Annotated in this window: 24 protein-coding genes; 13 read left to right on the top strand and 11 right to left on the bottom strand. The window is 66.1% G+C overall.

The genetic code is table 11. The features are described 5' to 3' along the window. Window positions 1-7: 7 nt before the first annotated feature. The 3 genes from kdpA to CQW49_RS10640 all read right to left on the bottom strand — a co-directional run bounded on the left by kdpA (window position 8) and on the right by CQW49_RS10640 (window position 3,547). Window positions 8-1,717, bottom strand: a complete 1,710-nt coding sequence (gene kdpA / locus CQW49_RS10650) for a potassium-transporting ATPase subunit KdpA (RefSeq protein WP_003609977.1) — start codon at window positions 1,715-1,717, stop codon at window positions 8-10. A gap of 13 nt (window positions 1,718-1,730) precedes the next feature. Then, window positions 1,731-1,817 carry a K(+)-transporting ATPase subunit F gene (gene kdpF / locus CQW49_RS26340; RefSeq protein ID WP_065083650.1) on the bottom strand — a complete coding sequence of 29 codons (87 nt, stop codon included), beginning with the start codon at window positions 1,815-1,817 and terminating at the stop codon, window positions 1,731-1,733. Window positions 1,818-2,041: 224 nt separating this feature from the next. Beyond that, the gene (locus tag CQW49_RS10640; RefSeq protein WP_003609980.1) at window positions 2,042-3,547 is read right to left on the bottom strand and encodes a bifunctional aminoglycoside phosphotransferase/ATP-binding protein; all 1,506 of its coding nucleotides are present in this window, start codon (window positions 3,545-3,547) and stop codon (window positions 2,042-2,044) included. 238 nt (window positions 3,548-3,785) lie between these two features. Between CQW49_RS10640 and CQW49_RS10635 the strand changes: the two genes are divergently transcribed. Continuing rightward, a complete protein-coding gene (locus tag CQW49_RS10635; protein ID WP_003609981.1) occupies window positions 3,786-4,037 on the top strand; it encodes a hypothetical protein in 252 nt (83 codons plus the stop codon). Window positions 4,038-4,177: 140 nt separating this feature from the next. Beyond that, on the top strand, window positions 4,178-4,537 hold the full coding sequence (locus CQW49_RS10630) for a hypothetical protein (protein WP_003609983.1): 360 nt from the start codon (window positions 4,178-4,180) through the stop codon (window positions 4,535-4,537). Window positions 4,538-4,812: 275 nt separating this feature from the next. Here CQW49_RS10630 and CQW49_RS10625 read toward each other — a convergent pair whose 3' ends face one another. Next, window positions 4,813-5,466, bottom strand: a complete 654-nt coding sequence (locus tag CQW49_RS10625) for a hypothetical protein (protein WP_003609985.1) — start codon at window positions 5,464-5,466, stop codon at window positions 4,813-4,815. Between the two features lie 422 nt (window positions 5,467-5,888). On the opposite strand from CQW49_RS10625, the gene carB reads away from it, so the two are divergent. From carB to glyS, 6 genes are all read left to right on the top strand, one after another. Then, window positions 5,889-9,374 (top strand): carbamoyl-phosphate synthase large subunit, encoded by a 3,486-nt coding sequence (gene carB / locus CQW49_RS10620; protein ID WP_003609987.1) that lies wholly within the window; start codon window positions 5,889-5,891, stop codon window positions 9,372-9,374. 176 nt (window positions 9,375-9,550) lie between these two features. Further along, the gene (greA, locus tag CQW49_RS10615) at window positions 9,551-10,024 is read left to right on the top strand and encodes a transcription elongation factor GreA (protein WP_003609989.1); all 474 of its coding nucleotides are present in this window, start codon (window positions 9,551-9,553) and stop codon (window positions 10,022-10,024) included. A gap of 9 nt (window positions 10,025-10,033) precedes the next feature. Further along, the gene (locus CQW49_RS10610) at window positions 10,034-11,203 is read left to right on the top strand and encodes a mitochondrial fission ELM1 family protein (RefSeq protein ID WP_099831778.1); all 1,170 of its coding nucleotides are present in this window, start codon (window positions 10,034-10,036) and stop codon (window positions 11,201-11,203) included. 92 nt (window positions 11,204-11,295) lie between these two features. Continuing rightward, window positions 11,296-12,288: a thioredoxin-disulfide reductase gene (trxB, locus tag CQW49_RS10605; RefSeq protein ID WP_003609996.1), complete on the top strand. Its 993-nt coding sequence runs from the start codon at window positions 11,296-11,298 to the stop codon at window positions 12,286-12,288. A 153-nt stretch (window positions 12,289-12,441) separates the two neighbouring features. Next, a complete protein-coding gene (locus CQW49_RS10600; RefSeq protein WP_024749780.1) occupies window positions 12,442-12,849 on the top strand; it encodes an endonuclease domain-containing protein in 408 nt (135 codons plus the stop codon). A gap of 205 nt (window positions 12,850-13,054) precedes the next feature. Further along, window positions 13,055-15,391: a glycine--tRNA ligase subunit beta gene (glyS, locus tag CQW49_RS10595; protein ID WP_003610000.1), complete on the top strand. Its 2,337-nt coding sequence runs from the start codon at window positions 13,055-13,057 to the stop codon at window positions 15,389-15,391. Window positions 15,392-15,453: 62 nt separating this feature from the next. On the opposite strand, the gene CQW49_RS25110 is transcribed toward glyS, so the two are convergent. The 5 genes from CQW49_RS25110 to CQW49_RS10565 all read right to left on the bottom strand — a co-directional run bounded on the left by CQW49_RS25110 (window position 15,454) and on the right by CQW49_RS10565 (window position 19,718). Continuing rightward, window positions 15,454-15,891, bottom strand: coding sequence for a hypothetical protein (locus tag CQW49_RS25110; RefSeq protein ID WP_003610001.1), 438 nt, complete (start codon window positions 15,889-15,891; stop codon window positions 15,454-15,456). 461 nt (window positions 15,892-16,352) lie between these two features. Further along, entirely contained in the window at window positions 16,353-17,684 is a 1,332-nt protein-coding gene (locus CQW49_RS10585) for a DUF3422 family protein (RefSeq protein WP_024749781.1), read from the bottom strand. 128 nt (window positions 17,685-17,812) lie between these two features. Further along, window positions 17,813-18,430 carry a hypothetical protein gene (locus tag CQW49_RS25105; protein WP_003610004.1) on the bottom strand — a complete coding sequence of 206 codons (618 nt, stop codon included), beginning with the start codon at window positions 18,428-18,430 and terminating at the stop codon, window positions 17,813-17,815. Between the two features lie 139 nt (window positions 18,431-18,569). Next, entirely contained in the window at window positions 18,570-19,007 is a 438-nt protein-coding gene (locus tag CQW49_RS10570) for a cyclic nucleotide-binding domain-containing protein (RefSeq protein ID WP_003610005.1), read from the bottom strand. 15 nt (window positions 19,008-19,022) lie between these two features. After that, window positions 19,023-19,718, bottom strand: coding sequence for a winged helix-turn-helix domain-containing protein (locus tag CQW49_RS10565; protein WP_003610006.1), 696 nt, complete (start codon window positions 19,716-19,718; stop codon window positions 19,023-19,025). Between the two features lie 69 nt (window positions 19,719-19,787). On the opposite strand from CQW49_RS10565, the gene CQW49_RS10560 reads away from it, so the two are divergent. Then, window positions 19,788-20,354, top strand: coding sequence for a L,D-transpeptidase family protein (locus tag CQW49_RS10560; protein ID WP_003610007.1), 567 nt, complete (start codon window positions 19,788-19,790; stop codon window positions 20,352-20,354). On the opposite strand, the gene CQW49_RS10555 is transcribed toward CQW49_RS10560, so the two are convergent. Further along, entirely contained in the window at window positions 20,339-21,010 is a 672-nt protein-coding gene (locus tag CQW49_RS10555) for a YggS family pyridoxal phosphate-dependent enzyme (RefSeq protein WP_003610008.1), read from the bottom strand. The two genes, CQW49_RS10560 and CQW49_RS10555, sit on opposite strands and share 16 nt — an antisense overlap. A 13-nt stretch (window positions 21,011-21,023) precedes the next feature. Further along, the gene (locus CQW49_RS10550; protein WP_024749783.1) at window positions 21,024-21,563 is read right to left on the bottom strand and encodes a coiled-coil domain-containing protein; all 540 of its coding nucleotides are present in this window, start codon (window positions 21,561-21,563) and stop codon (window positions 21,024-21,026) included. 462 nt (window positions 21,564-22,025) lie between these two features. On the opposite strand from CQW49_RS10550, the gene rpsL reads away from it, so the two are divergent. From rpsL to tuf, 4 genes are read left to right on the top strand one after another with little or no spacing between them, the layout of a single operon-like run. Further along, window positions 22,026-22,397 carry a 30S ribosomal protein S12 gene (gene rpsL, locus CQW49_RS10545; protein ID WP_003610013.1) on the top strand — a complete coding sequence of 124 codons (372 nt, stop codon included), beginning with the start codon at window positions 22,026-22,028 and terminating at the stop codon, window positions 22,395-22,397. Window positions 22,398-22,409: 12 nt separating this feature from the next. Then, window positions 22,410-22,880, top strand: a complete 471-nt coding sequence (gene rpsG, locus CQW49_RS10540) for a 30S ribosomal protein S7 (RefSeq protein WP_003610014.1) — start codon at window positions 22,410-22,412, stop codon at window positions 22,878-22,880. Window positions 22,881-22,916: 36 nt separating this feature from the next. After that, window positions 22,917-24,992: an elongation factor G gene (fusA, locus tag CQW49_RS10535; protein WP_003610016.1), complete on the top strand. Its 2,076-nt coding sequence runs from the start codon at window positions 22,917-22,919 to the stop codon at window positions 24,990-24,992. A gap of 45 nt (window positions 24,993-25,037) precedes the next feature. Next, window positions 25,038-26,228, top strand: a complete 1,191-nt coding sequence (gene tuf, locus CQW49_RS10530; RefSeq protein WP_024749352.1) for an elongation factor Tu — start codon at window positions 25,038-25,040, stop codon at window positions 26,226-26,228. Window positions 26,229-26,246 lie beyond the last annotated feature (18 nt).

Raw genomic sequence — 26,246 nt, 5'->3', positions numbered from 1 at the left:
GCTCCGTTCAGAAGGTCTTGCCGGCCGCGAGCAGCAGATGCTCGACGACGGGACCGAGCGCGAGCGCCGGGAAATATTGCAGCAGATAGAGGATCACGATCACGCCGAGCAGCAGGCCGACGAACAGCGGCCCATGCGTCGGAAAGGTTCCGCTCGACGCGGCGGCGCGCTTCTTGGCGGCGAATGAGCCGGCCATGGCCAGTACCGGAATGACGAAAGCGAAGCGCCCGAGGATCATGGCGACGCCGAGCGTCGTGTTGTACCAGGGCGTGTTGCCGGAGAGGCCGGCGAAGGCCGAGCCATTGTTGTCGGTGGTCGAGGCGTAAGCGTAGAGGATTTCCGACAGGCCGTGCGGGCCGGCGTTGCTCAATGAGGAGAGCGCGCCGGGCAGCAGGACGGAGGCGGCCGAGAAGCCGAGCGCGCTGAGCGGATAGATCAGCACGGCCAGCATGGCGAGCTTCATCTCGCGCGTCTCGATCTTCTTGCCGAGATATTCCGGCGTGCGTCCGACCATGAGGCCGGCGACGAAGACGGCGATCACCGCGAGCAGCAGGAAGCCATAGAGCCCGGCGCCGACGCCGCCCGGCGCGATCGAGCCCATCAGCATGTTGAACAAGGGAACGAGGCCGCCGAGCGGCAGGAAGGAGTCGTGCATCGAATTGACGGCGCCCGTGCTGGTGCCGGTCGTCGCCGCCGCGAACAGCGCGCTGGTCGCGACGCCGAAGCGCACTTCCTTGCCCTCCATATTGCCGGGCGACGGATCGACGCCGATCTCGGCGAGAAGGGGATTGCCGCCGGCCTCGGCCCAATAGGCGACGAAGGCGCCGGCGACGAGCACGATGAGCATGGCGATCGCGATGGCGCGGCCCTGGCGTTTGTCGCCCGCGGAGCGTCCGAAGGCGAAGACGAGCGCGAAGGGAATGACCAGCAGCGCCCAGATCTCGAGGAGATTGGTGACGGCGTTGGGATTTTCGAAAGGATGCGACGAATTGGCGTTGAAGAATCCGCCGCCGTTCGTGCCGAGCTCCTTGATCGCCTCCTGGCTGGCGATCGGGCCGATGGCGATCGTCTGCTTCGCCCCTTCCAGCGTCGTCGCGTCGATGGAGCCCTGCAAGGTCTGCGGTGTTCCGAGAGCGACGAGCGCGATGGCGAGGACGAACGAGAGCGGCAGCAGCAGATAGAGAATCGCGCGCGTGAGATCGACCCAGAAATTGCCGACGGTCGCCGATTCCGCGCGGGTGAATCCGCGAATGACGACGAAGGCCATGGCGAGGCCGGTCGCGGCGGAGAGGAAATTCTGCACCGTGAGGCCGAGCATCTGGACGAGATGACTCATCGTCGTCTCGCCCGCGTAATTCTGCCAATTGGTGTTGGTGACGAAGCTGATCGCCGAGTTGAAGGCGAGATCGGGCGCGACGCCGTCGAAGCCCTGCGGATCGAGCGGGAGCATGTTCTGCAACCGCTGCAGCGCATAGAGCGACAAAAAGCCGACGAGGCTGAAGGCGAGCATGGCGAGCGTATAGGCGAGCCAGCTCTGCTCGCGCGCCGGATCGACGCCGGCGAGCCTGTAGAACCCTCGCTCGATCGGCGACAGGATCGGCGAGAGAAAGTTGCGCTCGCCCGCGAGCATGCGGGCGATGAAGGCGCCGAGTGGAACAGCGGCGGCGATGACGAGCGCCAGCACGAACAGGATCTGCGCCGAGCCTATGGCGGTCATGACGAGACCTCTTTTAGAATTTTTCGGGGTGAAGCAGCGTGTAAACGAGATAGGCGCCGAGCAGCAGCGCGACGCCAAGGCCGATGATGGGCTCCGACATGGGCGGGCTCCTCTCACAAGCGGCCGCAAGCGCGGGCGTAGGCGCCCATCAGCGCGAGCAGAGCGAGGCCGAGGGCGATGAAGACGAGATCGAGCATGGCTGGTCTCCCAAAGCGAAATGCGATGGCGATATGCCCGCGACGCGCATAAGGGCGCCATTCGGATTTCCGTCCGGGCGCATAAGGGACTCGTAAGGATCGGCCGAAAATATAGGGCGGGCGCTTCCTACGAGCGCCCCGCCATGTCGCGGGCGATCGCGTCGACCGGGCGCGACGCGTCGATGCGCGTCCAGCTCACATCGCCGATGTCGTAGCGGCGCTGCGCGACGAGCACATCGGGCGTCGCGTCGGAGACGTCGTCGCGGCGCGCGGCGACGCGCTGCTCGGAGAGAGCGGCGTCGGCCTCGAGCCAGAATCCTGAGAAGGGGAGGCCGCACGCGCGTGCTTGCGCCTCGATGGCGGCGCGCTCGTCGGAGCGCGCATGCACGGCGTCGACGATGACGCTCCAGCCGCAGGCGGCGACGCGCGCCGCCTCGCCGCGCAGCAGCGCATAAACTCGTTCCGACATATCGGGCGTGTAGGCCTCGGGCGGCAGGCGCGTCGTCGGCGCGACGCCGCAGAGCCGCTTGCGCAGCCGGTCGCTGGAGAGCGTGCGCGCGCCGGGCGCCGAGCCGAGCAGCGGCGCGAGGGCCACGGCGACGCTCGACTTGCCGGTTCCGCTCAACCCGCCGATCGCGACGATGCGCGGCGGGGCAGGGCGCAGCAGCGCGCCGGCGAGATCGAAATAGTCGCGCGTCTCCTGGTTCATCGCATCGGCGTCGGCGTCCGGCTGGCCGGCGCGGGCCGCCGCCACATCGGCGCGAATGGCCGCGCGCAGCGCCATGAAGAAGGGCAGCAGCGGCAGCCCGTCGGTCTCGTCGCGCGCGTCGAGATAGCGGTTCAGCGCGCGCGCCGCCAGCTCGCGCAGCCCGCGGCGCGTCAGATCCATCAGCAGAAAGGCGAGGTCGTAGAGAATGTCGATCGTCGCCAGCGCGTCGGAGAATTCGATGCAGTCGAAGGGCGTCGGCTCGCCGTCGACGACGCAGATGTTGCGCAGCGTGAGGTCGCCGTGGCAGTGGCGCACCTTGCCCTCGTCGCGCCGGCGGTCGAGCAGCGCGCCATGCGCCTGCGCCGCCCTGCGCAACCCGTCCGCCAGCGCGCGGCGCTCCGCCGCGCCGACTGCCGAAGATTTGGCGAGCGAGCTCGTCTCGCCGAGATCGAGCAGCTCGGCCATCACGGCGCCGCCGCCGCGCGTGCGGATTTCGGCGCCGTCGTGGAAGGCGGCGAGGCGCGTGGCCAGCCGCTCGATCAGCGGCGCCGTCAGGCCGCCGGACAGGGCGAGACGGTCGAGCAGCGCATCTTCGTCGAAGCGGCGCATCTCGACGATGGCGTCGACGAGCTCGCCCGCTCCGTCGAAAGCGAGAGCGCCGTCGGCCTCGCGGGTGATGCGCCGGGCGGCGAGATACAGCGAGGGGGCGAGCCGGCGATTCAACGCGTGCTCGCGCTCGCACATGGCGAGCCGGATGTGCGGCGTGTGGAAATCGAGATAGGGGAAAATCACGTCGCGCTTGAGCTTATAGGCGCGGTCCCGCGTCAGCACGACGATGGAGATATGGGTGATGATGGGCGCGCCGGCGCTCTCGCCCTGCGCCATGAGGAAGCGGACCGTCTCGTCCTGCGCGCCGAAGCTCATGATGGTGATTCCCGCCTGCTCACTGGCATCATATGGACGCGGCGCGGCGGAGGCAAAGCGCGCTTCTGATCCGCGGCCGTCGGGCCGACAGGCGGACAACAGGTTGATTATTTCTGCCGAATTGACAGATATGGGGCATAAACCTACGCTCTAAATTCAGGCTGCCGCCGCTCGATCGGACGGCCACGGCCGAAGGTGACGAGCGAGGGCGTTCACATAAGGAGAAGGGTCGTCTTCAATGTCCGATGAAGCCTTGAAAAATAGCTCGCCCGAGGCTGCGAGGGTGCGACTGACGCTCGATCTCTCTCAACGGTTGAGCGCGATCGTGGATCGCATCGCGGCCGAGAACGAGTCCTCGAAAGCCGACGTTCTGAGATTCGCGATCGAGTTTCTGAGCGCGGCGACCGAGGCGAAGAAGGCCGGAATGCACGTCGGCGCCTGGAAGGAGGAGGGCGGAAACCGTCGCGAGCGCGAATTCGTCGGCATCTGAAGCGAGCTTGCATCTCCAATTTTCTGTTAAACTCCCGTATTCGCATCGACCTCAGCCGCTCAACCATTTTCGAACGACTTCTGAACACCGTAGTTGATCGGCGGCTCGGCGTGGGATCACTGCGGAATCGGGAGGCCCAAATGGGTATTATGATCTGCGAGACCCACGGGCGGGTCGGATTTGTTGAGACCTGTTCGCATGTGGCGAAGGAGATTGAACGCAAGAACGTGCCGGACGGCCACCGTCTGATGATCATGGGAAATCTGTTTGTGTGTGACGATTGCTTCAGGTCCCTCGGATTTGAGAAGTTCGCGAGCCTCGCCGAGTTGTCGCTGGAGGAAGTCGTTGAGGTTACAGACGGCCGGATGGAAGCGTTCGAAGTGGCGTACGAGGCTATCGAAGGTCGGCGAGTATTCTGCTTGAAATGTCTTGCAGAACTTGAATCTCAGAGCCCCGCTACGGCGCTACCCATCGCGGAGCCAGACGACCAAAAACGATAAGGACATCGAAATCAAAACGGGATGGTGGGCCGAGCGGAGCAGTTGCGAGGAACGTCGCCCCGAGTTTGTCGCAGATGTCACGCTCTAACCAACGGAAAGTGGAGGACGACAATCTGACGCAATGCCCTGCTGGCGGCGCCCATGCTGCGTGTCACAGAAGGAGCCGTTCATGGGCTATGATGGTTGGCCGGGGTCCGCATGCTTATCTCCGAGATGTCCGCAAACTCCCGGAATCACACCGACCTCGGCTGTTCAACCATTTTCGAAACGGCTTCTCACGGGCCCGAAGTCCCCTGTCCTTTCCCCATCCGCTTCTCGATCTCGCCGCGCGCCCATTTATAGCCCTCGATCGCGCGCGGTTTTCCCCATTGGTAGAGCTCGATCGCGCGCGGCTTCGCCCAGTCATAGGCGCGGGCGCCCCATTGACAGGCTAGCAGCCCCGCCTTTTTCGAGCCCTCGACCGTCCGGTCGAACCAGGGCAGCATCTGGCTGTCCGGCGGAATTTTCGCCCGCATCCAGGCGACGCCGTCGTCGCCGATCTGGCCGAGGTCGCGTCCGAGATGTCCCCAGGGGTCCTCGACCGGCGTCTTCGCCATCTTCTCGCGGAAACGGGCGAAATCCTCGGCGAGCGCGGCGTTCTTGCGGCGCTCTTCATCGAGAAGGCTCTGGAGCTGGCGCACCAGCGCTTCTTCCTCCTGCGCGTGGCGCTCGTTCTTTTCGGCGAGACGGGCCTCGCGGCGCGCCTCCAGCTGAGCGTCGTCGATCTCATGGGTCGATTCGTTCACCTGATAGGCCATCGCCTCATATTTCGAGATCACCTCGTCGCGCTGCTGGATCGCGCTGCGCAGCAGTGCGATCAGCGCGTCGCGGCCGAGCTTGTCGTAATCGGCGTCCGGCTGGGACGTGCGGGTTTCGGCCCTCTTCTCCATGCGATGCTCCGCCCTCTCGCTCTGCGGCTCTCGCTCGCGAGGCCCGCCGGCAGGAAATAATGCGGCGCAGCTTATTGTCCACCGCTGGGGAGAGCGGCGATGAGAGGAAGATTTCCGCATAGACGCCGAAAGCGCCGCCCGATCGCGAGAGGAGCGAGCCCTTCGCCGCCGGCCGGGTCCGAGACGACGCGTCGTCGCGCCCCCTTCCCCTGCCGCGGATTCTCGTCTAACACACGCTCGACCGTCGGGCCGGGCCGCCCGCCCCGTTCGGTCTCGTCTCGAGGGAGGGCGCGCTGAACCTTGAAAAGGCTGCGGCGCGGCCTTTTTTTGTGCGCCCGTGCGGATTGTGGCGGCGTGGCGACGGAACGCGCGTTATCCTCATTCCGAGGCGCGCGTGAAGAAAGGATGACAGTCGGACCGACATGCCGAAACGAACCGACATATCGACCATTCTGATCATCGGCGCCGGCCCCATCGTCATCGGCCAGGCCTGCGAGTTCGATTATTCGGGAACCCAGGCCTGCAAGGCGTTGCGCGCCGAGGGCTATCGCATCGTCCTCGTCAACTCCAATCCCGCCACCATCATGACCGATCCCGATATGGCGGATCGGACCTATGTCGAGCCGATCACGCCCGAGATCGTCGCCAAGATCATCGAGAAGGAGCGATACGCCATTCCCGGCGGCTTCGCGCTGCTGCCGACCATGGGCGGGCAGACGGCCCTCAATTGCGCCCTGTCGCTGGAGCGCATGGGCGTGCTCGAAAAATTCGACGTCGAGATGATCGGCGCCGACGCCAAGGCCATCGACAAGGCCGAGGATCGCGAATTGTTCCGCGAGGCCATGACCAAAATCGGCCTCGAGACGCCGCGCTCGCGCCTCGCCAACGCCACCGATCTGAAGACCTCCGACAAGGCGCGGCGCAACGCCGAGATCGCCGAGATCGAGGCTTCCGAGCTGCCGCTCGAGGAGAAGCAGAAGCGCATCGCCGACATTCGCCGCCGCTGGGAGACGGGCGAGCCGGAGCGCAAGCGGCGCTATATCTCCAAGGGCCTCACCGAGGCGCTGGAGGCGCTGGAGGACATCGGCCTGCCGGCGATCATCCGCCCCTCCTTCACGCTCGCCGGCACCGGCGGCGGCATCGCCTATAACAAGGCCGAGTTCATCGACATCATCGAGCGGGGCCTCGACGCCTCGCCGACCACCGAGGTGCTGATCGAAGAGAGCGTCATCGGCTGGAAGGAATATGAGATGGAGGTGGTCCGCGACCGCGCGGACAATTGCATCATCGTCTGCTCGATCGAGAACATCGATCCGATGGGCGTGCATACGGGCGATTCGATCACCGTCGCCCCGGCGCTGACGCTGACCGACAAAGAATATCAGATCATGCGCGACGCCTCGATCGCCGTGCTGCGCGAGATCGGCGTCGAGACCGGCGGATCGAATGTGCAATTCGCCGTCGATCCGGCGACCGGCCGCATGATCGTCATCGAGATGAATCCGCGCGTGTCGCGCTCCTCGGCGCTGGCGTCCAAGGCGACCGGCTTTCCCATCGCAAAGGTCGCGGCCAAGCTCGCCGTCGGCTACACGCTCGACGAGATCGCCAACGACATCACGGGCGGCGCCACGCCGGCCTCCTTCGAGCCGACGATCGATTACATCGTCACCAAGATTCCGCGCTTCGCCTTCGAAAAGTTTCCCGGCGCCGAGCCGGTGCTGACGACGGCGATGAAATCGGTCGGCGAGGCCATGGCGATCGGGCGCAATTTCGCCGAATCGCTGCAGAAGGCGCTGCGCTCGCTGGAGACCGGCCTCTCGGGTCTCGACGAGATCGAGATCGACGGAATGGGCCGCGGCGACGATATGAACGTGCTGCGCGCCGCTCTCGGCACGCCGACGCCGGACCGGCTGCTGGTCGTCGGCCAGGCGCTGCGCCTCGGCATGGATCCGGCCGAGATTCACGAGGCCTGCAAGATCGATCCCTGGTTCATCGCGCGCATCGCCGAGATCGTCGCGTTCGAGACCAAGGTGCGCAAATTCGGCCTGCCGAAGGACGCCGAGAATTTCCGCGCGCTGAAATTCGCCGGCTTCTCCGACGCCCGCCTCGCGACGCTCTCGGGCGAGGCCGAGAAAGGCGTGCGCGCCGCGCGCCGCGCCCTCGACGTGCGTCCGGTCTATAAGCGCATCGACACTTGCGCGGCGGAATTCGCCTCGCCCACCGCTTACATGTATTCGACCTATGAGACGCCTTTCCTCGGCGCGCCCGCCAATGAGGCGCGCCCTTCCGACAGGCGCAAGGTCGTCATCCTCGGCGGCGGACCGAACCGCATCGGTCAGGGCATCGAATTCGATTATTGCTGCTGCCACGCCTGCTTCGCGCTCGCCGACGCCGGCTTCGAGACGGTGATGATCAATTGCAATCCGGAGACGGTGTCGACGGATTACGACACATCGGATCGCCTCTATTTCGAGCCGCTGACGGCGGAGGACGTCGAGGAGATTCTCGATGTCGAGCGCAGCAATGGGACGCTGCACGGCGTCATCGTGCAATATGGCGGGCAGACGCCGCTGAAGCTCGCCCATGCGCTGAATTCGGCCGGCTTGCCGATCCTCGGCACGCCGGTCGATTCGATCGATCTCGCCGAGGACCGCGACCGCTTCAAGCGCCTGCTCGACAAGCTCGGCCTGAAGCAGCCGAAGAACGGCATCGCCTATTCGGTGGAGCAGTCGCGGCTCGTCGCCGGCGAGCTCGGTCTACCGCTGGTCGTGCGCCCGTCCTATGTGCTCGGCGGGCGCGCCATGGCCATCATCCGCGATCAGAACGCGCTCGACGATTATCTGCTCGGCACGCTGCCGAGCCTCGTTCCCTCCGATGTGAAGGCGCGCTATCCCAACGACAAGACCGGCCAGATCAACACCGTGCTCGGCCGCAATCCGCTGCTGTTCGACCGCTATCTGACCGACGCCATAGAAGTCGACGTGGATTGCGTCGCCGATGGGACGAGCGCGGCCATCGCCGGGGTGATGGAGCATATCGAGGAGGCCGGCATTCATTCCGGCGATTCGGCCTGCTCGCTGCCGCCGCGCTCGCTGTTGCCGGGCACCGTGGCCGAGCTCGAGCGGCAGACGATCCTGCTCGCCGACGCGCTCGGCGTCGTCGGCCTGATGAATGTGCAGTTCGCGCTGAAGGACGGCGAGATCTATGTGCTCGAGGTCAATCCGCGCGCCTCGCGGACCGTGCCTTTCGTCGCCAAGGTGGTGGGCGCGCCGATCGCCAAGATCGCGGCGCGAATCATGGCCGGCGAGAAGCTCGCGGGCTTCGGCCTGCCGCGGCCCATGCCGAATCACGTGGGCGTCAAGGAATCGGTGTTCCCCTTCGCGCGCTTCCCCGGCGTCGACACTGTGCTCGGCCCCGAGATGCGCTCGACGGGCGAGGTGATCGGGCTCGACCGCAGCTTCGAGGCGGCCTTCGCCAAGAGCCAGCTCGGCGGCGGCACCAAGGTGCCGCGCCAGGGGACCTTGTTCGTCTCGGTTCGGGACGCCGACAAGCCGCGCGTTCTGCCGGCGGTGAAGCTATTGGCCGAGCTCGGCTTTTCGGTGGTCGCGACCGGCGGCACGGCGCGCTATCTCGCCGAGAACGGCGTGCCGGCGCAAAAGCTGAACAAGGTCTCGGAGGGGCGGCCGCATATCGTGGACGCGATCAAGAACGGCTCGGTTCAGCTCGTGTTCAACACGACCGAAGGCGCCCAGGCGCTGGCCGATTCACGTTCCTTGCGCCAAGCTGCGCTATTGCATAAAGTGCCCTATTATACGACGCTCGCCGGCGCGATCGCGGCGGCGCAGAGCATCCGGGCCTATGTATCGGGAGATCTCGAAGTCCGCGCCCTGCAGGACTATTTCGCGTGACTGACGCGCCTCGGCCGGGCGCGCGCGAGCTTGAGATTCGGTCGCCGCGTCAGCGGCTCATTCATGTTCAAGGGGTTCGATCGCCTGCCTGGTTTCGCGAAACCGGCGGAGGACGAGCGATTTATTAAAGAAGCGCGGCCGAGCCTCCGGAACAAAAAGAGCAGAGAGCAAGAGAGATGGACAAGGTGCCCATGACCGCCGCCGGCTACGCCGCTCTCGACACCGAGCTGCGGCATCGTCAGCAGACCGAGCGCCCGCGCATCATCCAGGCGATCTCCGAGGCCCGCTCGCACGGCGATTTGTCGGAGAACGCCGAATATCACGCCGCCAAGGAAGCGCAGTCGCTGAACGAGGGCCGCATCGCCGACCTCGAGGACAAGCTGTCGCGCGCCGAGGTCATCGACGTCTCCAAGCTCTCGGGCTCCACCATCAAATTCGGCGCGACGGTCACGCTGGTCGACGAGGACACCGAGGAGGAGAAGGCCTATCAGATCGTCGGCGAGCCCGAGGCCGACGCCAAGAACGGCCGCGTCTCCATCGCCTCGCCGATCGCCCGCGCGCTGATCGGCAAGAAGGCCGGCGACACCGTCGAGGTGAAGACGCCCGGCGGCGGCAAGAGCTATGAGATATTGAAGGTGGCCTTCGTCTGAGCCGCGAGTGTGACGAGGTTCGCCCTGCCTTCTCCCGCCGAGCGGGAGAACGGCGAGGGCGCTGGCGATATTGCGTCAGCCTGGGTTCTCTCCGACGGCCGCGCTGGTCATGAGGCGCAGACGCTCGGCCTTGCCGCGGCGCTGGGCCTCGCTCCGCGCCTCGTCCGCATCGCGCCGCGCCGCCTGATCGCCGCGCTCGCGCCTTTCGGCCCGATCGATCCGCGCGAGGCGGGCCTGCTCGCTCCGCCCTTTCCCGATCTCGCGCTCGCCTGCGGGCGGCGCACCCTTCCTTATCTGCGTCATCTGAAGCGCGCCTCCGGCGGCGCGGTCTTCACCGTCTATGTCAACACACCGGCGACCGGGCGGGCGGCCGCCGATCTCATCGTCGCGCCGCGCCACGATGGTTTTTCGGGCGCCGATGTGCTGACGCCGCTGACGCCGCCCAACCGGCTGACGCCGCAGCTTCTGGCGCAGGCGCGGGCCGCGCCCGATCCGCGCATCGCCGCGCTGCCGGCGCCGGTGGCGGGGCTGCTCATCGGCGGGGACAGTCGGCATTTCCGGTTTTCGGAGAGGGATGTCGCCGGGCTGGCGGCGGCGGCGCGCGGGTTGCTGGAGGAGGGGTGGAGCGTTGCGGCGACATTGTCGCGGCGCACGCCGAAGCGCTTGGCCGCGGCGCTGCAGTTCTCCCTTCTCCCGCTTGCGGGAGAAGGTGGCCCGACGAAGTCGGGTCGGATGAGGGCGCCGGCAGCTCGAGGCGAATGGGGGCCGCGCGGCGACACGGACCCTCATCCGACCCCGCTTCGCGGAGCCACCTTCTCCCGCGCGCGGGAGAAGGAAGGGAGCGGCCACATCCCGCGCGCTTTCCTCTGGAATGGCGATGGGGAAAACCCCTATCTCTCCATCCTCGCCCGCGCCGACGCCCTGCTCGTCACCGGCGACAGCGTCAACATGGTCTCCGAGGCGGCGGCGACTGGCGCGCCCGTGCATGTGTTCGCGCCCGGCGGCGGCTCGGCCAAGCTCGCCGCTTTCCTCGCCGGCCTCGAGGCGCAAGGGGCGGCGCGGCGCTGGACGGGGCGGATGGAGCGATGGTCCTATGCGCCCGTCAATTCGACGCCGGAACTGGCGGAGGCCATTGCGCTCGCCTATCGGCGATTCGCCGACGGCGCCCGATTTGCCTAAAGAAGGCGACGGTTGCGGCGCAAACAGGAATGACTAGATTGCGCTCATCCGAGCGCGCCGGCGCCGCCCATCCTTTCGCAGAGGCCCCTTCCATGTCCGCAGACGATCAAGGCCTGCACGCCCGCGTCATCGTGCTCGGCTCCGGCCCCGCCGGCTATACCGCCGCCATCTACACGGCGCGCGCCATGCTGGAGCCCGTGGTCATCGCCGGCTTCGACCAGGGCGGGCAGCTCATGATCACCACCGACGTCGAGAATTACCCCGGCTTCGCCGAGCCGATTCAGGGCCCCTGGCTGATGGATCAGATGCGCGCCCAGGCCGAGCATGTCGGCGCGCAGCTCGTCTCCGACCATATCGTCGAGGCGCGGCTCGGCAAGCGGCCCTTCGAGCTGTTAGGCGATTCGGGCAAGCTCTACACCGCCGACGCGCTCATCATCGCGACCGGAGCGAAAGCCAAATGGCTCGGCGTTCCGAGCGAGGAGAAGTTCAAGGGCTATGGCGTCTCCGCTTGCGCCACCTGCGACGGCTTCTTCTTCCGCGGTAAGAAGGTTCTGGTCGTCGGCGGCGGCAATACGGCGGTGGAGGAGGCGCTCTATCTCTCGCAGATCGCCGCCGAGGTGACGATCATGCATCGCCGCGACAGCTTCCGCGCCGAGCGCGTTCTGCAGGAGCGGCTCGCCGCAAAGCCCAATGTGAAGATCCTTTTCGATCACGCCATCGACGAGATTTTGGGCGACGAGTCGCCGCTCTCGGTCACGCAGACCCGCGTGAAGAATGTGAAGACCGGCGCGACGCAGACGCTCGACGTCGACGGCGTGTTCATCGCCATCGGCCATCAGCCGGCGTCGGAGCTGTTCGTCGGCCAGCTGGAGCTGAAACCGTCCGGCTATATCGTCGTGCAGCCGGGCACGACGCGCACCAATATTCCGGGCGTATTCGCGGCCGGCGACGTGGCCGATGAGATCTATCGCCAAGCGGTGACGGCGGCCGGCCTCGGCTGCATGGCGGCGCTCGATGTGGAGCGATATCTTCTCGACACGCCCGCCCCGGCGGGAGAAGCGCTCGCATCGGAGGAGCCGTTGTGAATGATCCCGCGCGCCACCCTCGCCTTGAAGGGGGAGGCTCGCGCCGCAGGCGCGGGTGGGGACCCGCCGCTGAGGCTCGGGGAACGCCACCTCACCCGGGCTGCACGGCAGGTCGAGGCCTCCCTATCGGGGGATGAGAGAGGCGATATATTCATGCGCAGCAACGATAAGCTCCGTCGATTTCGTCTTGAAACCGCCCGGCGGCTGCGCGCGAATGCGACCAGCGCCGAACAAAGGCTCTGGCAAAATCTCGACCGCGTCCCACTGCTGCGTACGCATTTTCGACGGCAAGCGCCGATCGGGCCTTATGTCGTCGATTTCGCCTGTCTCAGCAGGAAGTTGCTGATCGAGATCGATGGGCCGTCGCACACCGAGGAGGGCGCGCAGGAGCGAGATCTCGCGCGGACTCGCTGGCTGGAAAACGAAGGCTATCGCATTCTCCGATTTTGGAACCATGAGGTGTTCGAGAACATCGACGGCGTGCTCGACACGATTTACGCGGCGCTGTACGGCTCGCTCGGCGTCGAGCCGAAAGCTGCGTCCGCCGATCGAAAAGATTGAGGCCGCCACATGCTTCTGCGCGATATTGCGGAAAGCCCACCCTCCCCTTCAGGGGGAGGGTCGCGCCGAAGGCGCGGGGTGGGGTTCACCGCCGAGACTCGGGGAGCACCCCACCCCGTCGTGCTTCGCACGCCGACCCTCCCCCTCGAGGGGAGGGTGGAGGGCTGCGCGGTTTCTCCTCTCAGACACAGATGCAGATAAAGCGATGCCCGACCTTCTCCTCGAGCTGTTCTCCGAAGAAATTCCCGCCCGCATGCAGCGTCAGGCGGCCGATGATCTGCAGCGGCTCGTCTGCGGCGCGCTCGCCGAGCGCGGGCTCGCCTATGAGGGCGCGGCCTCCCATGCGACGCCGCGCCGGCTGGCGCTGCATGTCGCCGGACTGCCGGCGCGCCAGCCCGATGTGCGTGAGGAGAAGAAGGGGCCGCGCGTCGGCGCGCCGGAGGCCGCCATCGCCGGCTTCTTGAAGAGCGCCGGCCTCGCCTCGATCGACGAAGCGAAGATCGAGAAGGATCCGAAGAAGGGCGAGTTCTATGTCGCCGTCATCGAGCGCGCCGGGCGCGAGACGATTCAAGTGCTGGCGGATGTGCTGCCGGGAGTTGTGAAGGGCTTTCCCTGGCCGAAGTCGATGCGCTGGGGCGCCGCCTCGGCGAAGCTCGATTCGCTGCGCTGGGTGCGCCCGCTGCAATCCATCCTCGCCACCTTCGGGCCGGAGACGGAGACGCCCGAGGTGGTTCGCTTCTCGGTCGACGGAATCGAGAGCGGCAATGTCGCTTTCGGCCATCGCTTCATGGCGCCGCAGGGTTTCTCCGTGCGGCGCTTCGACGATTACGCGCCGGCGCTGGAGAAGGCGAAGGTGGTGCTCGACGCGGCGCGGCGGCGCGACATCGTGCTGCATGACGCGCGCACTCTCGCCATGGCGCAGGGCCTCGAGCTGGTCGAGGACGCGGCGCTGCTCGAGGAGGTCGCCGGCCTCGTCGAATGGCCGGTCACGCTGATGGGCGCTTTCGACGAGAGCTTCCTCTCCATTCCGCCGGAAGTCATTCGCGCCACCATTCGCGTCAATCAGAAATGTTTCGTGCTGAAGCGCGCCGACGGCGGGCTCGCCAACAAGTTCATTCTCGTCGCCAATGTCGAGGCGAATGACGGCGGCGCCACCATCGTCGGCGGCAATCAGCGCGTCATTGCGGCCAGGTTGTCGGACGCGAAATTCTTCTATGAGACCGATCTGAAGACCAAGCTCGAGGAGCGCCTGCCCAAGCTCGACAACATCGTCTTCCACGAGAAGCTCGGGACACAGGGTGAGCGCGTCGCGCGCATCGCCGCGCTGGCGCGCGAGCTGGCGCCGCTCATCGGCGCCGACGCCGACAAGGCCGAGCGCGCGGCGCGTTTGGCGAAAGCCGATCTCGTCACCGAAATGGTCGGCGAATTCCCCGAGCTGCAAGGACTAATGGGCCGTTATTATGCGAGGGCGCAGGGCGAGGACGCCGATGTCGCGGCGGCGCTGGAAGACCACTACAAGCCGCAGGGGCCGAACGACCGCATTCCGACGAATCCCGTGTCGATCGCCGTGGCGCTCGCCGACAAGCTCGACACGCTGGTCGGCTTCTGGGCGATCGACGAGAAGCCGACCGGGAGCAAGGACCCTTATGCGCTGCGCCGCGCCGCGCTCGGCGTCATTCGCATCGCGCTCGAGAGTGAGCTGCGCCTGCCGTTGCGCGACGCATTCGCCGCGGCCCAAGCGACGATCTGGTTCGACGCGCGCACGCCCTTGCGCGATCTGGTGACGAGCGAGGTCGAGCGCGTCGGCTGCGATCTTTCGCCGACCGGCGCCGCGAGCCTCTCGGCGGATGCGCTGACGCATCTGCGCGCCGATATCGAAACGCAGCTCGCGGCGGTCGGCCGCGAGAAAGGCGCCGAGGCTCCGTCCGCGCAGGCGGAAATCTTCATGCGCGAGACTCTGCCGTCGCTGCTCGAGGCCAACGCCGCCGACCTCCTCGCCTTCTTCATCGATCGCCTGAAGGTCTATCTTCGCGATCGAGGCGCCCGATATGACCTGATCGATGCGGCGCTCGGAGCCTCTGCTTCGGCGCAGGTTCGGGAAGGGAGCGCGAAGATGCCGGATGATCTGCTCACCATCACCCGCAAGGTCGAGGCTCTGGCCAAGTTCCTCGACACCGACGACGGCAAGAATCTGCTCGCGGGCTTTCGCCGCGCGGCCAATATTCTCAAGATCGAGGAGAAGAAGGACGGGGCCGGCGCCTATGACACGCCGCACCATCCCAATTTGCGCATGGAGCAGCCCGAGCACAAGCTCGCCGCGGCGGTCAAGCGCGCGCGCGAGGAGACGGCGGAGCGGCTCGAGGCGGAGAATTTCGAGGGCGCGATGCGGGCGCTCGCCAAGCTGCGCGAGCCGGTCGACGCCTTCTTCGATCAGGTGACGGTCAATTGCGAGGACGAGAAGCTGCGGCTCAACCGGCTGCGCCTGCTCGCCGAGCTGCGCGGCGCCATGCTGCAGGTCGCCGATTTTGCCAAGGTGGCGTGAACGAAGGGCTCGCGGCAAGGCCCGCGAGCCGCCTTTTTAGGAGCGCGGTCCGGCGCCGGCCGTCAGCTGTCGCGGCGCAGTTGCGCGCTTCGCGCGCGGCGCTTCGCATAGATCGGATCGTTCGGAGACTCGAAGAAGCGCGGCTCGCTGGGCTCGACGCGTCGTGGGCGGCGCGAGAAGGCCAGCACCACAGCATCGTGACGGCGGGCCTCGAGCGGCTCCGCATGCGCAAGCGCGAGCGCCGGCCAGCGCGCCGCCGGATGAAGGGTCAGCAGCATCCGCAGCACGATCAGGAGATCGGCGGCGCGCGCCGGCACGCCGAGATCGAGGAAGCGGCGCAGATCGGCGACGATGGCGCCGCGCACGGTGTCGAGGCCCTTGTGGGCGTTGAGCAGATAGCTCGTCAGCAGCGAGCGGTGCTTCGCAGAGGGAGCGGCGCCCAGAACCAGCTCGTTCGACGCGAGGCCGGCGATGGCCGCGCATTCCGACACAGAAATCATGATGAGCTCCTTACGCGTTACGCAAACATGGACACGCCCGGCGGGCGGCGGCGGCTCAGAAGGACAAGGGCGCCTCCATCGGATCAAAGACAGGTAAAATCATGAAAAGAAATATCTCAAATTGATCGAATGCGTACGTATGGCTTTGCTCATCTCCTGCCCTCTTCTTGTCTTCTTCGAAGTTTCTTCCCGACCGCGAGCGGGGTCGATGCTCGTCAATACTTGCTGGCGAGCGAATCCAAAATTAGGGCATTTACTTATGTTGGCGCGAGCTGGCGCGCCGGCGGAAAATACATGATGATTTTCAATTGTTTGCCTCGCACCGTATTTCTGCTGCCGAGCGAATGTCGGAGAGGGCGGCCTATGGAAATAAAATCAATTCTAGCAATTCTGCTCGTTTAAACAAGATGTATTTCATAAAAGTCTAGTAATTCGCGCCGGAGATAGGGCGCTGGAGCGCGTCAGCTGACGCGCTCCTCCTCCTGCGCCTTGGCCGAGAGCCGCTTCACCCGCTGCCAGAACGCCCAGGCCCCCAAGATCACCAGAGGCATGGCCGTGGCGGCCGCCTCCTCGCCGGTGAAGCCGAAGGGCAGGAAGCCGGCGTCCTTCACGCCCTTGAAGAAATACAGCGAGAGGCCGGCGACATAATAGCTGAGCGCGGCGATGGAGAGGCCGCCGACCAGCTTCTGCAGGCGCATCTGCAGCCGCGCGCGGCGGTTCATGTCGTCGAGCAGATCGCGGTTCTGCTGCTCGAGCTCGAAGGTGATGCCGGTGCGCATCAGGTCGACGGCGCGCTCGACCTGGGCGGCGAGCCGCGCCTGCCGCGCCTCGAAAGCGTTGCAGGTCTCGATCGCCGGATCGAGCCGGGCGCTGAAGAAGGCGGAGATGGTCGTGTAATGGCTCTCCTTCGCCTCCTGGATCAGGGCCAGTCGGTTCTTCACTATGGCGTGATAGGCGCGGCTGGCGCCGAAGCGGAAGGCGGTGCGCGTCGACAGCGCCTCGCTCTTGGCGAGGAGATCGCTCGAGCGCTTCAGGAGATCGCGGCTCGTGCGCATGTCCTGGGTCTGGCTGAGCGCATGGGTGACGTCGGAAATCTCGCTCTCCATCGCCCGCAACTGAGGCCCGGCGGCCCGCGCCTCCGGCAGGCCGAGCAGGGCCATGGTGCGATAGGTCTCGATCTCCAGCACGCGCTGCAGCAGCCGCCCCGTCTCCAGCGCGCCGATGCCGCCCGTCTTCACCAGCAGCCGGGTGAAGCCGAAGGGATCGACGGCGAAATCGGTCATCACGTGCGCGGCGCCCTTGGCCGCGCGCACGAGGCAGAGGCTCTGCGAGTTGAACAGCTGCGCGAACGCCTCGTGGGAATGGCCGCCCTCGACGGCGCAAAGATGGGTGGCGACGATCAGCCGGCCCGGCGCCCGAAACGCGAACTCGCCGGCGCCGAGCGGATCGGGATGAGTAAAGGGCTCGCCCGCCTCCTTCTGCGTGGACCAGGTGTAGGTGGTGAACTCGGTGTGCTGCTCCCAGCGCAGTCGCCAGTCGCCGATCGAGAGGCGCTGGAATTTGGCGTCGCCGGTCGGCGACGGCAGCATATGCGAGCGCAGCAGCTCGGCGAGCGCGGCGCGGTCGGCGCGGGCCTCGTCCTCATTGGTCGCAAAAGCGAAATGATAGATGCGCTGCGGCAGCTCGATCGGCAGGAACGGCCTCGCGTGCAGCTCCGCGAGAATTGCGGCGCGCGCTTCATGCTCCTGCAGCCGGCTCGCCGCGGCGGCGCGGCCTTCGTCGTCTCTTTCCATCACGGTCGCTCTTCTCTCACGCTTCGGACGAATCGCGAGGACGAGCATATCGGCTCCGGCCGCCGATGGAATGCGGCGAATGGCGCCGCGCCGGGCGCATCGGCCCGGCGCGAAACCAGGGTGTGACGTCAACGCCCGCCGTGGAACCCGCCGAAGCCGCCGTGATGGAAGCCGCCGCCGAAGCCATGACCGCCGAAGCCATGACCGCCTCCCCAGCCGCCGCCGAATCCGCGACCGCCTCCCCAGCCGCCGCCGAAGCCCCGGCCGCCTCCCCAACCGCCACCGAAGCCCCGGCCGCCGCCCCAATAGCCGACGCGCCGGCCGCCCCAGCCGCCGCCCCATCCGACGATTGGTCGGCGATAGCCCCAGCCGCTGGAATAAACGGGGGAGCCATAGCCGTAACCGTAATAAGGATAGCCGTAGCCGTAGCCGTAGCCGTAATAAGGATAGCCATAGCTGTAGTTGTAATAATAAGGATTGTCAGAGTAGACGGGGTAGGCGCTGCTCACGATCGGCGCCGGGCTCCCATAGACGTAATGATAGACATGCCTGATGCGGCTGCGCGCGTAGCCGCGGTGACGGTGTCGTATGGCGCAATAGGCGACGGTCTCGACCTGGGAGGGCAGTTCCACGGTCGATCGGCCGGCGACGCTGGTCGGCGCGGCGAAGCTGTCGGACGGGACGAAGGCGAGCGCGATTGTCGCGCCGAGCGCCGCCGTGGCGCCGAAATGGGCGGGATAGGACATGGCTTTTCCTCCTCGCCGGCGGCGCGACGCTGGCCGCGCGCCGGAACACGATGCGCCCCTACTCGCAATTTTCATAAATTAGGAGGGAATCGCCCCGCCGTCGAGAGCGCGCCCGCGGGATTCTCGCGGCGACGGTCGCTCAAGACGCGAGAGCGAGTTCGCGCGCGAGCAGCGTCAACCGCTCGGCGAGGCGCCGGCGCACGCGCAGAGTGGTGGCGGGATATTCCTCGAGCAGCCGGTGGAACAGAGCGCGGGTGATCTTCAGCGTCGTCGCCGGCTCCCGCGCCATGGCCGTGATCGGGCGAGTGGTTTCTGCGATCAGCGCGGTCTCGCCGATCAGCGCGACCGGGCGCAGGATCTTCTCGGCGGGCCGGCCGTCGTCATGCTTCTCCAGCGCGATCGAGCCGCCGGTGAGAATATAGCCGCCGTCCGACGGCTCGCCGCGCCGGAACAGCGCGTCGCCGGCGCGCAGCAGCTTGGTCTCGGAGCCGAACACGAGCAGGCGCAGCGCCTCGGTCTCGAAATCCTCGAACAAAGAGATGCGCCGCAGATTGGCGATGTCGTCCTCGAGAGCCATGTCTCCCGCGCCCTTTCAGAGTCCGTTGCGCGTCGCCTCCTCGTCGCTGCGTCGCCGGAACACGAGGCGATAGCCGTTGTTCCTCGCGATCAACAGCCGCCCTGGCGCGCCGATCTTGCGACGCAGGCGGCTGAGATGAACCTCCAGCGTCCGAGTCGTCACATCGGGACGATAGCCCCAAATGTCGCGCAGCAATATCTCCTTCGTCACGATCTCCCCATCGGCTTCGACGAGCCGGGTGAGAATCGCCGATTCCTTCTCGGTGAGCGGCAGCCGGCGCCCGGCCGCGTCGACGAGCTCGAAAGCGCCGGGCCGGAAGCGGCGGGCGCCGATGTCGACCTCCCGCGCCTTCGCGCCGCTCGCGACGCGCAGCCGCGCCAGCAGATCGGGGAAGCGAAAGGGACGCGCGATGCGGATGGTCCCCGGGGTGGGGGAGGAGCCCTCGCCGATCCGCAGAACAGGTCCCTCGAATCGCTGCATCACGCCGGCGAGCGCCGCTCCGCTCTCCGCATCGACGAGCAGAATATCGAGCGCGCCGGCGGCGATGAGCGTCTTCGCCGCGTCGATGGCGCTCGCGTCCAGGATCACGAAATCGGGATGGAGGGCGAATTGCTCGACCAGCGCTCCGCGCAGGCTCGGCGCTGCGGCGATCAGGATGCGACGCGGCGGCGACACGAAATGGACCTCCGGCGCTCTCTCCTCACCGAACATGAGCGGCTCGGCTCGCGCCGGCGCCGTTCGATTTTCTCCCGGCGCGCCGGGAGTGTAAAGAAGAACGCCATGTCCGCCCTCTTCTCCCGCCCGCCGCGCGTCCGCGGCCTTCGCCTCCTGCGCGTGGCCCGCCGCTTCGACGGCGCGCCGAGCCACAGGGGCAAGCTCATCGCGGGGACGCTCGTCCTTCCCTGCGCCATCGGCCGCGCCGGCGTCACCCGCGCCAAGCGCGAAGGCGACGGCGCGACGCCGGCGGGACGGCTGCGGCTGCTGCAGCTGCTGCTGCGGCCCGGACGGGCGGCGGCCTGCGCCATTCCCTCGCGCTTCATCCGGCCGGACGATCTCTGGTGCGACGATCCGGCGTCCTTCTCCTATAATCATCCGCTGCGCGCGCCGACGAAGCTCGGCCATGAGCGCCTGTGGCGAGACGACCGGCTCTATGACGTCGTCGGCGTGCTCGACTACAATATCCGTCCGCGCGCGCTCGGGCGCGGCAGCGCGATCTTCTTTCACATTGCGACGCTGGATCTCGGTCCGACCGCCGGCTGCGTGGCGCTGCGCGCGCGCGACATGGCGCGGCTGCTGCCACGGCTCGCGCGCGGCGTGCGGATCGCGATCGATCAGCCTTTCGAATAATCGCGCTCGCCCATGATCGCCGATCCAATGCGCACATGGGTCGCGCCGAGCTGAATGGCGAGCTCGTAATCGGCGCTCATGCCCATAGACAGATCCTTCAGCCCGTTGCGCCGCGCGATCGCCGCGAGCAGCGCGAAATGCGGCGAGGCCTGCTGATCGACCGGCGGCACGCACATCAGCCCGGCGATCTCGAGCCCAAATTGCTCGCGGCACTGCTTTATGAAGGCGTCGGCCTCCTGCGGCCGCACGCCGGCCTTCTGCGGCTCCTCGCCGGTGTTGACCTGCACGAGAAGGCGCGGACGCCGCCCCTGGCGCGCGATCTCGGCGGCGATGGCCTCGGCGATCTTCGGGCGGTCCACGCTCTCGATGACGTCGAAGGTCTCGACGGCCTCGCGCGCCTTGTTGGATTGCAGCGGACCGATGAGATGCAGCTCCACGGGAAATCGCTCCCGCAGCGGCCCCCATTTGGCGCGCGCCTCCTGCACCTTGTTCTCGCCGAAGACGCGATGGCCGGCTTCGAGCAGCGGGATCACCGCCTCGCCGGGAAAGGTCTTGGAGACGCAGACGAGCGTGATCTCCGCCGGATCGCGGCCGCAGTCGCGCGCGCGCTCGGCGATGGCATGCTCTGCGGCCTTCAGACGGTCGACTATTGTCATGGGTTGTTTCGGCTCAGCGGACGTATTTCACGATGGTGAAGCTGGCGCCGATCAGCACGATGACGAAGCCGAACAGCCCGCGCAGCGTCTCGTTCTTCGATTGGGCGATCTCGAGGCGCACGCGCGTCTCCGACTCGGAGATGTCTCGCTTGACCTCATGCCGCAGCCGCGCTTCCGATTCGACGACGTCGCGCCGCAGCGTGTCGAAATCCTGCCTCAGCAGCGAGATGTCGTGCTTGACCCCCTCGACGCTCAATTTGGTCTCGTGCCGCAGCGCCTCGATGCTCGCAGCCGTCTCATGCTCGAGAGCCTCGCTGCACGCGGTCATCTCACTCTTGAGGGCGTCGCTGCTCGTGGTCGTCTCATGCCTCAGGGCCTCTATGCTCGCCTGCAGCTCGTGCTTGGCGTTCTCGACATCCGCTTTGGTCACGACGCCTTCGGAGAATGCGCTATCGAGCGCTTCCGCCGAGGCGCGCGCCTGCTCGGGCGTGAAGCCGCCCCGAGGGAGGCGATCCACATAGGCGAGCTGGTTGAAAAGCACTTGCGCGGGCATGGCTTCGATATAGCACGCACGCGCCGTTTCGGCGAGGGCGCCGGGCCGTGGGGGAGAGCCCCCGATCACTCCCCGCAGCCACCGCGCACGAATTCGCAAAGCTCCTGGCGGCCCCTTCTCGAAATTTTCTTCCCGCATTGCAATCTGCGCTTGACGCGTCGAGGCGCGGACATTAGGTTCCGCCCACTTTCGGCAGGCCGTAAGTTCCATGTGGTCGCGAGCGCCGAGCGCGCGACGTTCCGGACTTAAACGCTGCTGGCCTCACCTGAGACTGCCACGCGGTTGGTCATCATACGGCGAGAAATCGCCGGACAGGAAGGCACGACCCCGGATTCGGGGTCCTCTGCATGAGGAGCGCCTTGGGCCGGCCGGCCGAGGGCGCTCAGCTCGCTTGCGTTTCATCGAACGCGAGCGGGTCCAAGAAGAACGATTCGCCAATTCGCCACACGCGAAGGACCTGGAATGCCGACGATCAGCCAGTTGATCCGCAAGCCGCGGCAACCGAAGACCTACCGCGAGAAGTCCCGCCATCTCGGGGCCTGCCCGCAGAAGCGCGGCGTCTGCACGCGCGTCTACACGACGACGCCGAAGAAGCCTAACTCGGCTCTCCGCAAGGTCGCCAAGGTTCGTCTCACCAACGGCTTCGAGGTCATCGGCTATATTCCGGGCGAGGGCCACAATCTGCAGGAGCACTCGGTGGTCATGATCCGCGGCGGCCGCGTGAAGGACCTTCCCGGCGTGCGCTATCATATTCTGCGCGGCGTGCTCGACACGCAGGGCGTCAAGGACCGCAAGCAGCGCCGTTCGAAATACGGCGCGAAGCGTCCGAAGTAAGGAGCGAGAGCCATGTCGCGTCGCCATCGCGCCGAGAAGCGGGAAATCATCGAGGACGCCAAGTTCGGCGATACCGTCGTCACCAAATTCATGAACTCGATCATGTACGCCGGCAACAAGTCGGTCGCCGAGGCGATCGTCTACGGGGCCTTCGACATCATCGAGTCCAAGGCCAAGAGCGACCCGTTGCAGGTCTTCAAGACCGCGCTCGAGAATGTCGCGCCGGCGATCGAGGTTCGCTCGCGGCGCGTCGGCGGCGCCACCTATCAGGTGCCGGTCGAGGTGCGCAACGAGCGCCGTCAGGCGCTGGCGATCCGCTGGATCATCACCGCGGCGCGCGCTCGCAACGACAAGACGATGGTCGATCGTCTGTCTGCGGAGCTGCTCGACGCCTCCAACAACCGCGGCAATGCGGTGAAGAAGCGCGAGGACACGCACCGCATGGCGGAAGCCAACCGCGCCTTCTCGCATTACCGCTGGTAACCTTGTTCCGTCGCCCTCTCACCGAGGACTTGTCCTATGCCCCGTAGCCATCCCATCGAAGACTATCGCAACTTCGGCATCATGGCCCACATCGACGCGGGCAAGACGACGACGACCGAACGCATCCTCTATTACTCCGGCAAGAGCCATAAGATCGGCGAGGTGCATGAAGGCGCCGCGACGATGGATTGGATGGAGCAGGAGCAGGAGCGCGGCATCACCATCACCTCGGCCGCGACGACGACCTTCTGGAACGGCAAGCGCCTCAACATCATCGACACGCCCGGCCACGTCGACTTCACCATCGAGGTCGAACGTTCGCTGCGCGTGCTCGACGGGGCGGTCTGCGTTCTCGACGGCAATCAGGGCGTCGAGCCGCAAACCGAGACGGTGTGGCGTCAGGCCGACAAATATCATGTGCCGCGCGTCGTCTTCGTCAATAAGATGGACAAGATCGGCGCCGATTTCTATCGCTGCGTCGACGACATCGTGACCAAGGTGGGCGGCAAGCCGATCTGCATGCAGCTGCCGATCGGCTCCGAGAACCAGTTCAAGGGGATCGTCGATCTCGTCCGCATGAAGGCGGTGGTCTGGGACGACGAGGGTCTCGGCGCCAAATATCATGACGAGGAGATTCCGGCCGATCTCGTCGAGAAGGCCAAGGAATATCGCACCACGCTGGTCGAGGCGGCGGTCGAGCTCGACGACGACGCCATGGCCGCCTATCTCGACGGCCAGGAGCCGAGCGAGGAGGTGCTGAAGCGCCTCGTCCGCAAAGCCGTCCGCTACACCGCCTTCCATCCGGTGTTCTGCGGCTCGGCCTTCAAGAACAAGGGCGTTCAGCCGCTGCTCGACGCCGTCGTCGATTATCTGCCGTCGCCGCTGGATCGCGAGGCGATCAAGGGTGTCGACATGAACACGGGCGCCGAGCTCGTGCGCAATCCGTCCGACAGCGAGCCCTTCTCCATGCTCGCCTTCAAGATCATGGACGATCCCTTCGTCGGCACCATCACCTTCTGCCGCGTCTATTCCGGCAAGATCGATTCGGGCACGACCGTGCTCAACTCGACCAAGGACAAGAAGGAACGCGTCGGCCGCATGCTGCTGATGCATGCGAACAACCGCGAGGACATCAAGGAAGCCTTCGCCGGCGACATCGTCGCGCTGGCGGGCCTCAAGGAGACCCGCACCGGAGACACGCTCTGCGACACGCTGAAGCCGGCGATCCTCGAGCGCATGGAGTTCCCGGAGCCGGTCATCGAGATCGCCATCGAGCCGAAGTCGAAGGCCGATCAGGAGAAGCTCGGCATTGCTCTGTCCAAGCTCGCCGCCGAGGATCCGTCCTTCCGCGTGTCCACCGATCAGGAGAGCGGCCAGACCATTCTGAAGGGAATGGGCGAGCTGCATCTCGACATCAAGGTCGACATTCTGAAGCGCACCTATAAGGTCGACGCCAATATCGGCGCGCCGCAAGTCGCCTATCGCGAGCGTCTGACGAAGCGCGTCGAGATCGACTACACGCATAAGAAGCAGACTGGCGGCACGGGCCAATTCGCTCGCGTCATCATCATTTTCGAGCCGAATGAGCCCGGCTCCGGCAACGCCTTCGAATCGAAGATCGTCGGCGGCTCGGTGCCGAAGGAATACATCCCCGGCGTCGAAAAGGGCATCAACAGCGTGATGGGCTCCGGCATCCTCGCAGGCTTCCCGGTGGTCGATGTCAAGGCGACGCTGATCGACGGCGGCTTCCACGATGTCGACTCGTCGGTGCTCGCCTTCGAGATCGCCTCTCGCGCGGCGTTCCGCGAGGCGCTGCAGAAGGGCGGCTCGGTGCTGCTCGAGCCGATCATGAAGGTCGAGGTGGTGACGCCCGAAGACTATACGGGCTCGGTCATCGGCGATCTGAACTCTCGACGTGGCCAGATTCAGGGCCAAGACATGCGCGGCAATGCGGTGGTCATCGACGCGATGGTGCCGCTCGCCAATATGTTCGGCTACGTCAATCAGTTGCGCTCCTTCAGCCAGGGGCGCGCCAACTACACGATGCAATTCGACCACTACGACCAGGTCCCCGAGGCGGAGTCGAAGAAGGTCCAGGCGAAATACGCCTGATCATATCTCGACGTCTCGGAATCAGTCTTCTGAAGGAGTGTGGCCATGGCCAAGGAAAAGTTCTCTCGCACGAAGCCGCATTGCAACATCGGCACGATCGGACACGTCGACCATGGCAAGACGTCGCTGACGGCGGCGATCACCAAGGTTCTGGCCGAGAGCGGCGGCGCGACCTTCACGGCCTATGACCAGATCGACAAGGCCCCCGAGGAGCGCGCGCGCGGCATCACCATCTCGACGGCGCATGTCGAATATGAGACGCAGAATCGCCACTACGCCCACGTCGACTGCCCCGGCCACGCCGATTATGTGAAGAACATGATCACCGGCGCCGCGCAGATGGACGGCGCCATTCTGGTCGTGTCCGCCGCCGACGGCCCGATGCCGCAGACGCGCGAGCACATTCTGCTCGCCCGCCAGGTCGGCGTGCCGGCGCTGGTCGTGTTCCTGAACAAGGTCGACATGGTCGACGATCCGGAGCTGCTCGAGCTCGTCGAGCTCGAGGTGCGCGAGCTTCTGTCGAAATACGAGTTCCCCGGCGACGATATTCCGATCGTCAAGGGCTCGGCTCTGTGTGCGCTCGAGAATAAGAATCCCGAGCTCGGCCATGACGCGATCATGAAGCTGATGGCCGAGGTGGACGCCTATATTCCGCAGCCGGAGCGTCCGAAGGATCAGCCCTTCCTGATGCCGGTCGAGGACGTGTTCTCGATCTCGGGCCGCGGCACGGTGGTGACGGGCCGCATCGAGCGCGGCGTGGTCAAGGTCGGCGAGGAAGTGGAGATCGTCGGCATTCGCGCGACGACGAAGACGACGGTGACCGGCGTCGAAATGTTCCGCAAGCTGCTCGATCAGGGCGAGGCGGGCGACAATGTCGGCTGCCTGCTGCGCGGCACCAAGCGCGAGGACGTGGAGCGCGGTCAGGTTCTGTGCAAGCCGGGCACGGTGAAGCCGCACACCAAGTTCAAGGCCGAGGCCTATATTCTGACGAAGGAGGAGGGCGGCCGCCATACGCCGTTCTTCACCAATTATCGTCCGCAGTTCTACTTCCGCACGACGGACGTGACCGGCATCGTGACGCTTCCGGAAGGCGTCGAAATGGTGATGCCGGGCGACAATGTCTCGATGGATGTCAGCCTCATCGTGCCGATCGCCATGGAGGAGAAGCTGCGCTTCGCCATCCGTGAAGGCGGCCGCACCGTCGGCGCCGGCGTCGTCGCCTCGATCATCGAGTAACAGGGATTTGGACCGCGA

It is taken from the genome of Methylosinus trichosporium OB3b (genome assembly GCF_002752655.1).
GTDB classification, from domain to species: Bacteria; Pseudomonadota; Alphaproteobacteria; order Rhizobiales; family Beijerinckiaceae; genus Methylosinus; species Methylosinus trichosporium.
The sequence above is the reverse complement of the archived record's forward strand: the minus strand, read 5'-3'. Positions and strand labels throughout refer to the sequence as shown.

Bases quoted from the DNA above. Each gene is read 5' to 3' on its own strand.
- CQW49_RS10560 (WP_003610007.1), top strand. From the start codon at position 19,788: ATGTCCGCCCTCTTCTCCCGCCCGCCGCGCGTCCGCGGCCTTCGCCTC.
- carB (WP_003609987.1), top strand. From the start codon at position 5,889: ATGCCGAAACGAACCGACATATCGACCATTCTGATCATCGGCGCCGGC.
- CQW49_RS10565 (WP_003610006.1), bottom strand. From the start codon at position 19,718: ATGTTCGGTGAGGAGAGAGCGCCGGAGGTCCATTTCGTGTCGCCGCCG.
- greA (WP_003609989.1), top strand. From the start codon at position 9,551: ATGGACAAGGTGCCCATGACCGCCGCCGGCTACGCCGCTCTCGACACC.
- glyS (WP_003610000.1), top strand. From the start codon at position 13,055: ATGCCCGACCTTCTCCTCGAGCTGTTCTCCGAAGAAATTCCCGCCCGC.
- CQW49_RS10570 (WP_003610005.1), bottom strand. From the start codon at position 19,007: ATGGCTCTCGAGGACGACATCGCCAATCTGCGGCGCATCTCTTTGTTC.
- CQW49_RS10625 (WP_003609985.1), bottom strand. From the start codon at position 5,466: ATGGAGAAGAGGGCCGAAACCCGCACGTCCCAGCCGGACGCCGATTAC.
- fusA (WP_003610016.1), top strand. From the start codon at position 22,917: ATGCCCCGTAGCCATCCCATCGAAGACTATCGCAACTTCGGCATCATG.
- CQW49_RS10630 (WP_003609983.1), top strand. From the start codon at position 4,178: ATGGGTATTATGATCTGCGAGACCCACGGGCGGGTCGGATTTGTTGAG.
- CQW49_RS10550 (WP_024749783.1), bottom strand. From the start codon at position 21,563: ATGCCCGCGCAAGTGCTTTTCAACCAGCTCGCCTATGTGGATCGCCTC.
- kdpA (WP_003609977.1), bottom strand. From the start codon at position 1,717: ATGACCGCCATAGGCTCGGCGCAGATCCTGTTCGTGCTGGCGCTCGTC.
- kdpF (WP_065083650.1), bottom strand. From the start codon at position 1,817: ATGTCGGAGCCCATCATCGGCCTTGGCGTCGCGCTGCTGCTCGGCGCC.
- CQW49_RS10635 (WP_003609981.1), top strand. From the start codon at position 3,786: ATGTCCGATGAAGCCTTGAAAAATAGCTCGCCCGAGGCTGCGAGGGTG.
- CQW49_RS10585 (WP_024749781.1), bottom strand. From the start codon at position 17,684: ATGGAAAGAGACGACGAAGGCCGCGCCGCCGCGGCGAGCCGGCTGCAG.
- tuf (WP_024749352.1), top strand. From the start codon at position 25,038: ATGGCCAAGGAAAAGTTCTCTCGCACGAAGCCGCATTGCAACATCGGC.
- CQW49_RS10600 (WP_024749780.1), top strand. From the start codon at position 12,442: ATGCGCAGCAACGATAAGCTCCGTCGATTTCGTCTTGAAACCGCCCGG.
- rpsG (WP_003610014.1), top strand. From the start codon at position 22,410: ATGTCGCGTCGCCATCGCGCCGAGAAGCGGGAAATCATCGAGGACGCC.
- trxB (WP_003609996.1), top strand. From the start codon at position 11,296: ATGTCCGCAGACGATCAAGGCCTGCACGCCCGCGTCATCGTGCTCGGC.
- CQW49_RS10640 (WP_003609980.1), bottom strand. From the start codon at position 3,547: ATGAGCTTCGGCGCGCAGGACGAGACGGTCCGCTTCCTCATGGCGCAG.
- CQW49_RS25105 (WP_003610004.1), bottom strand. From the start codon at position 18,430: ATGTCCTATCCCGCCCATTTCGGCGCCACGGCGGCGCTCGGCGCGACA.
- CQW49_RS10555 (WP_003610008.1), bottom strand. From the start codon at position 21,010: ATGACAATAGTCGACCGTCTGAAGGCCGCAGAGCATGCCATCGCCGAG.
- rpsL (WP_003610013.1), top strand. From the start codon at position 22,026: ATGCCGACGATCAGCCAGTTGATCCGCAAGCCGCGGCAACCGAAGACC.
- CQW49_RS25110 (WP_003610001.1), bottom strand. From the start codon at position 15,891: ATGATTTCTGTGTCGGAATGCGCGGCCATCGCCGGCCTCGCGTCGAAC.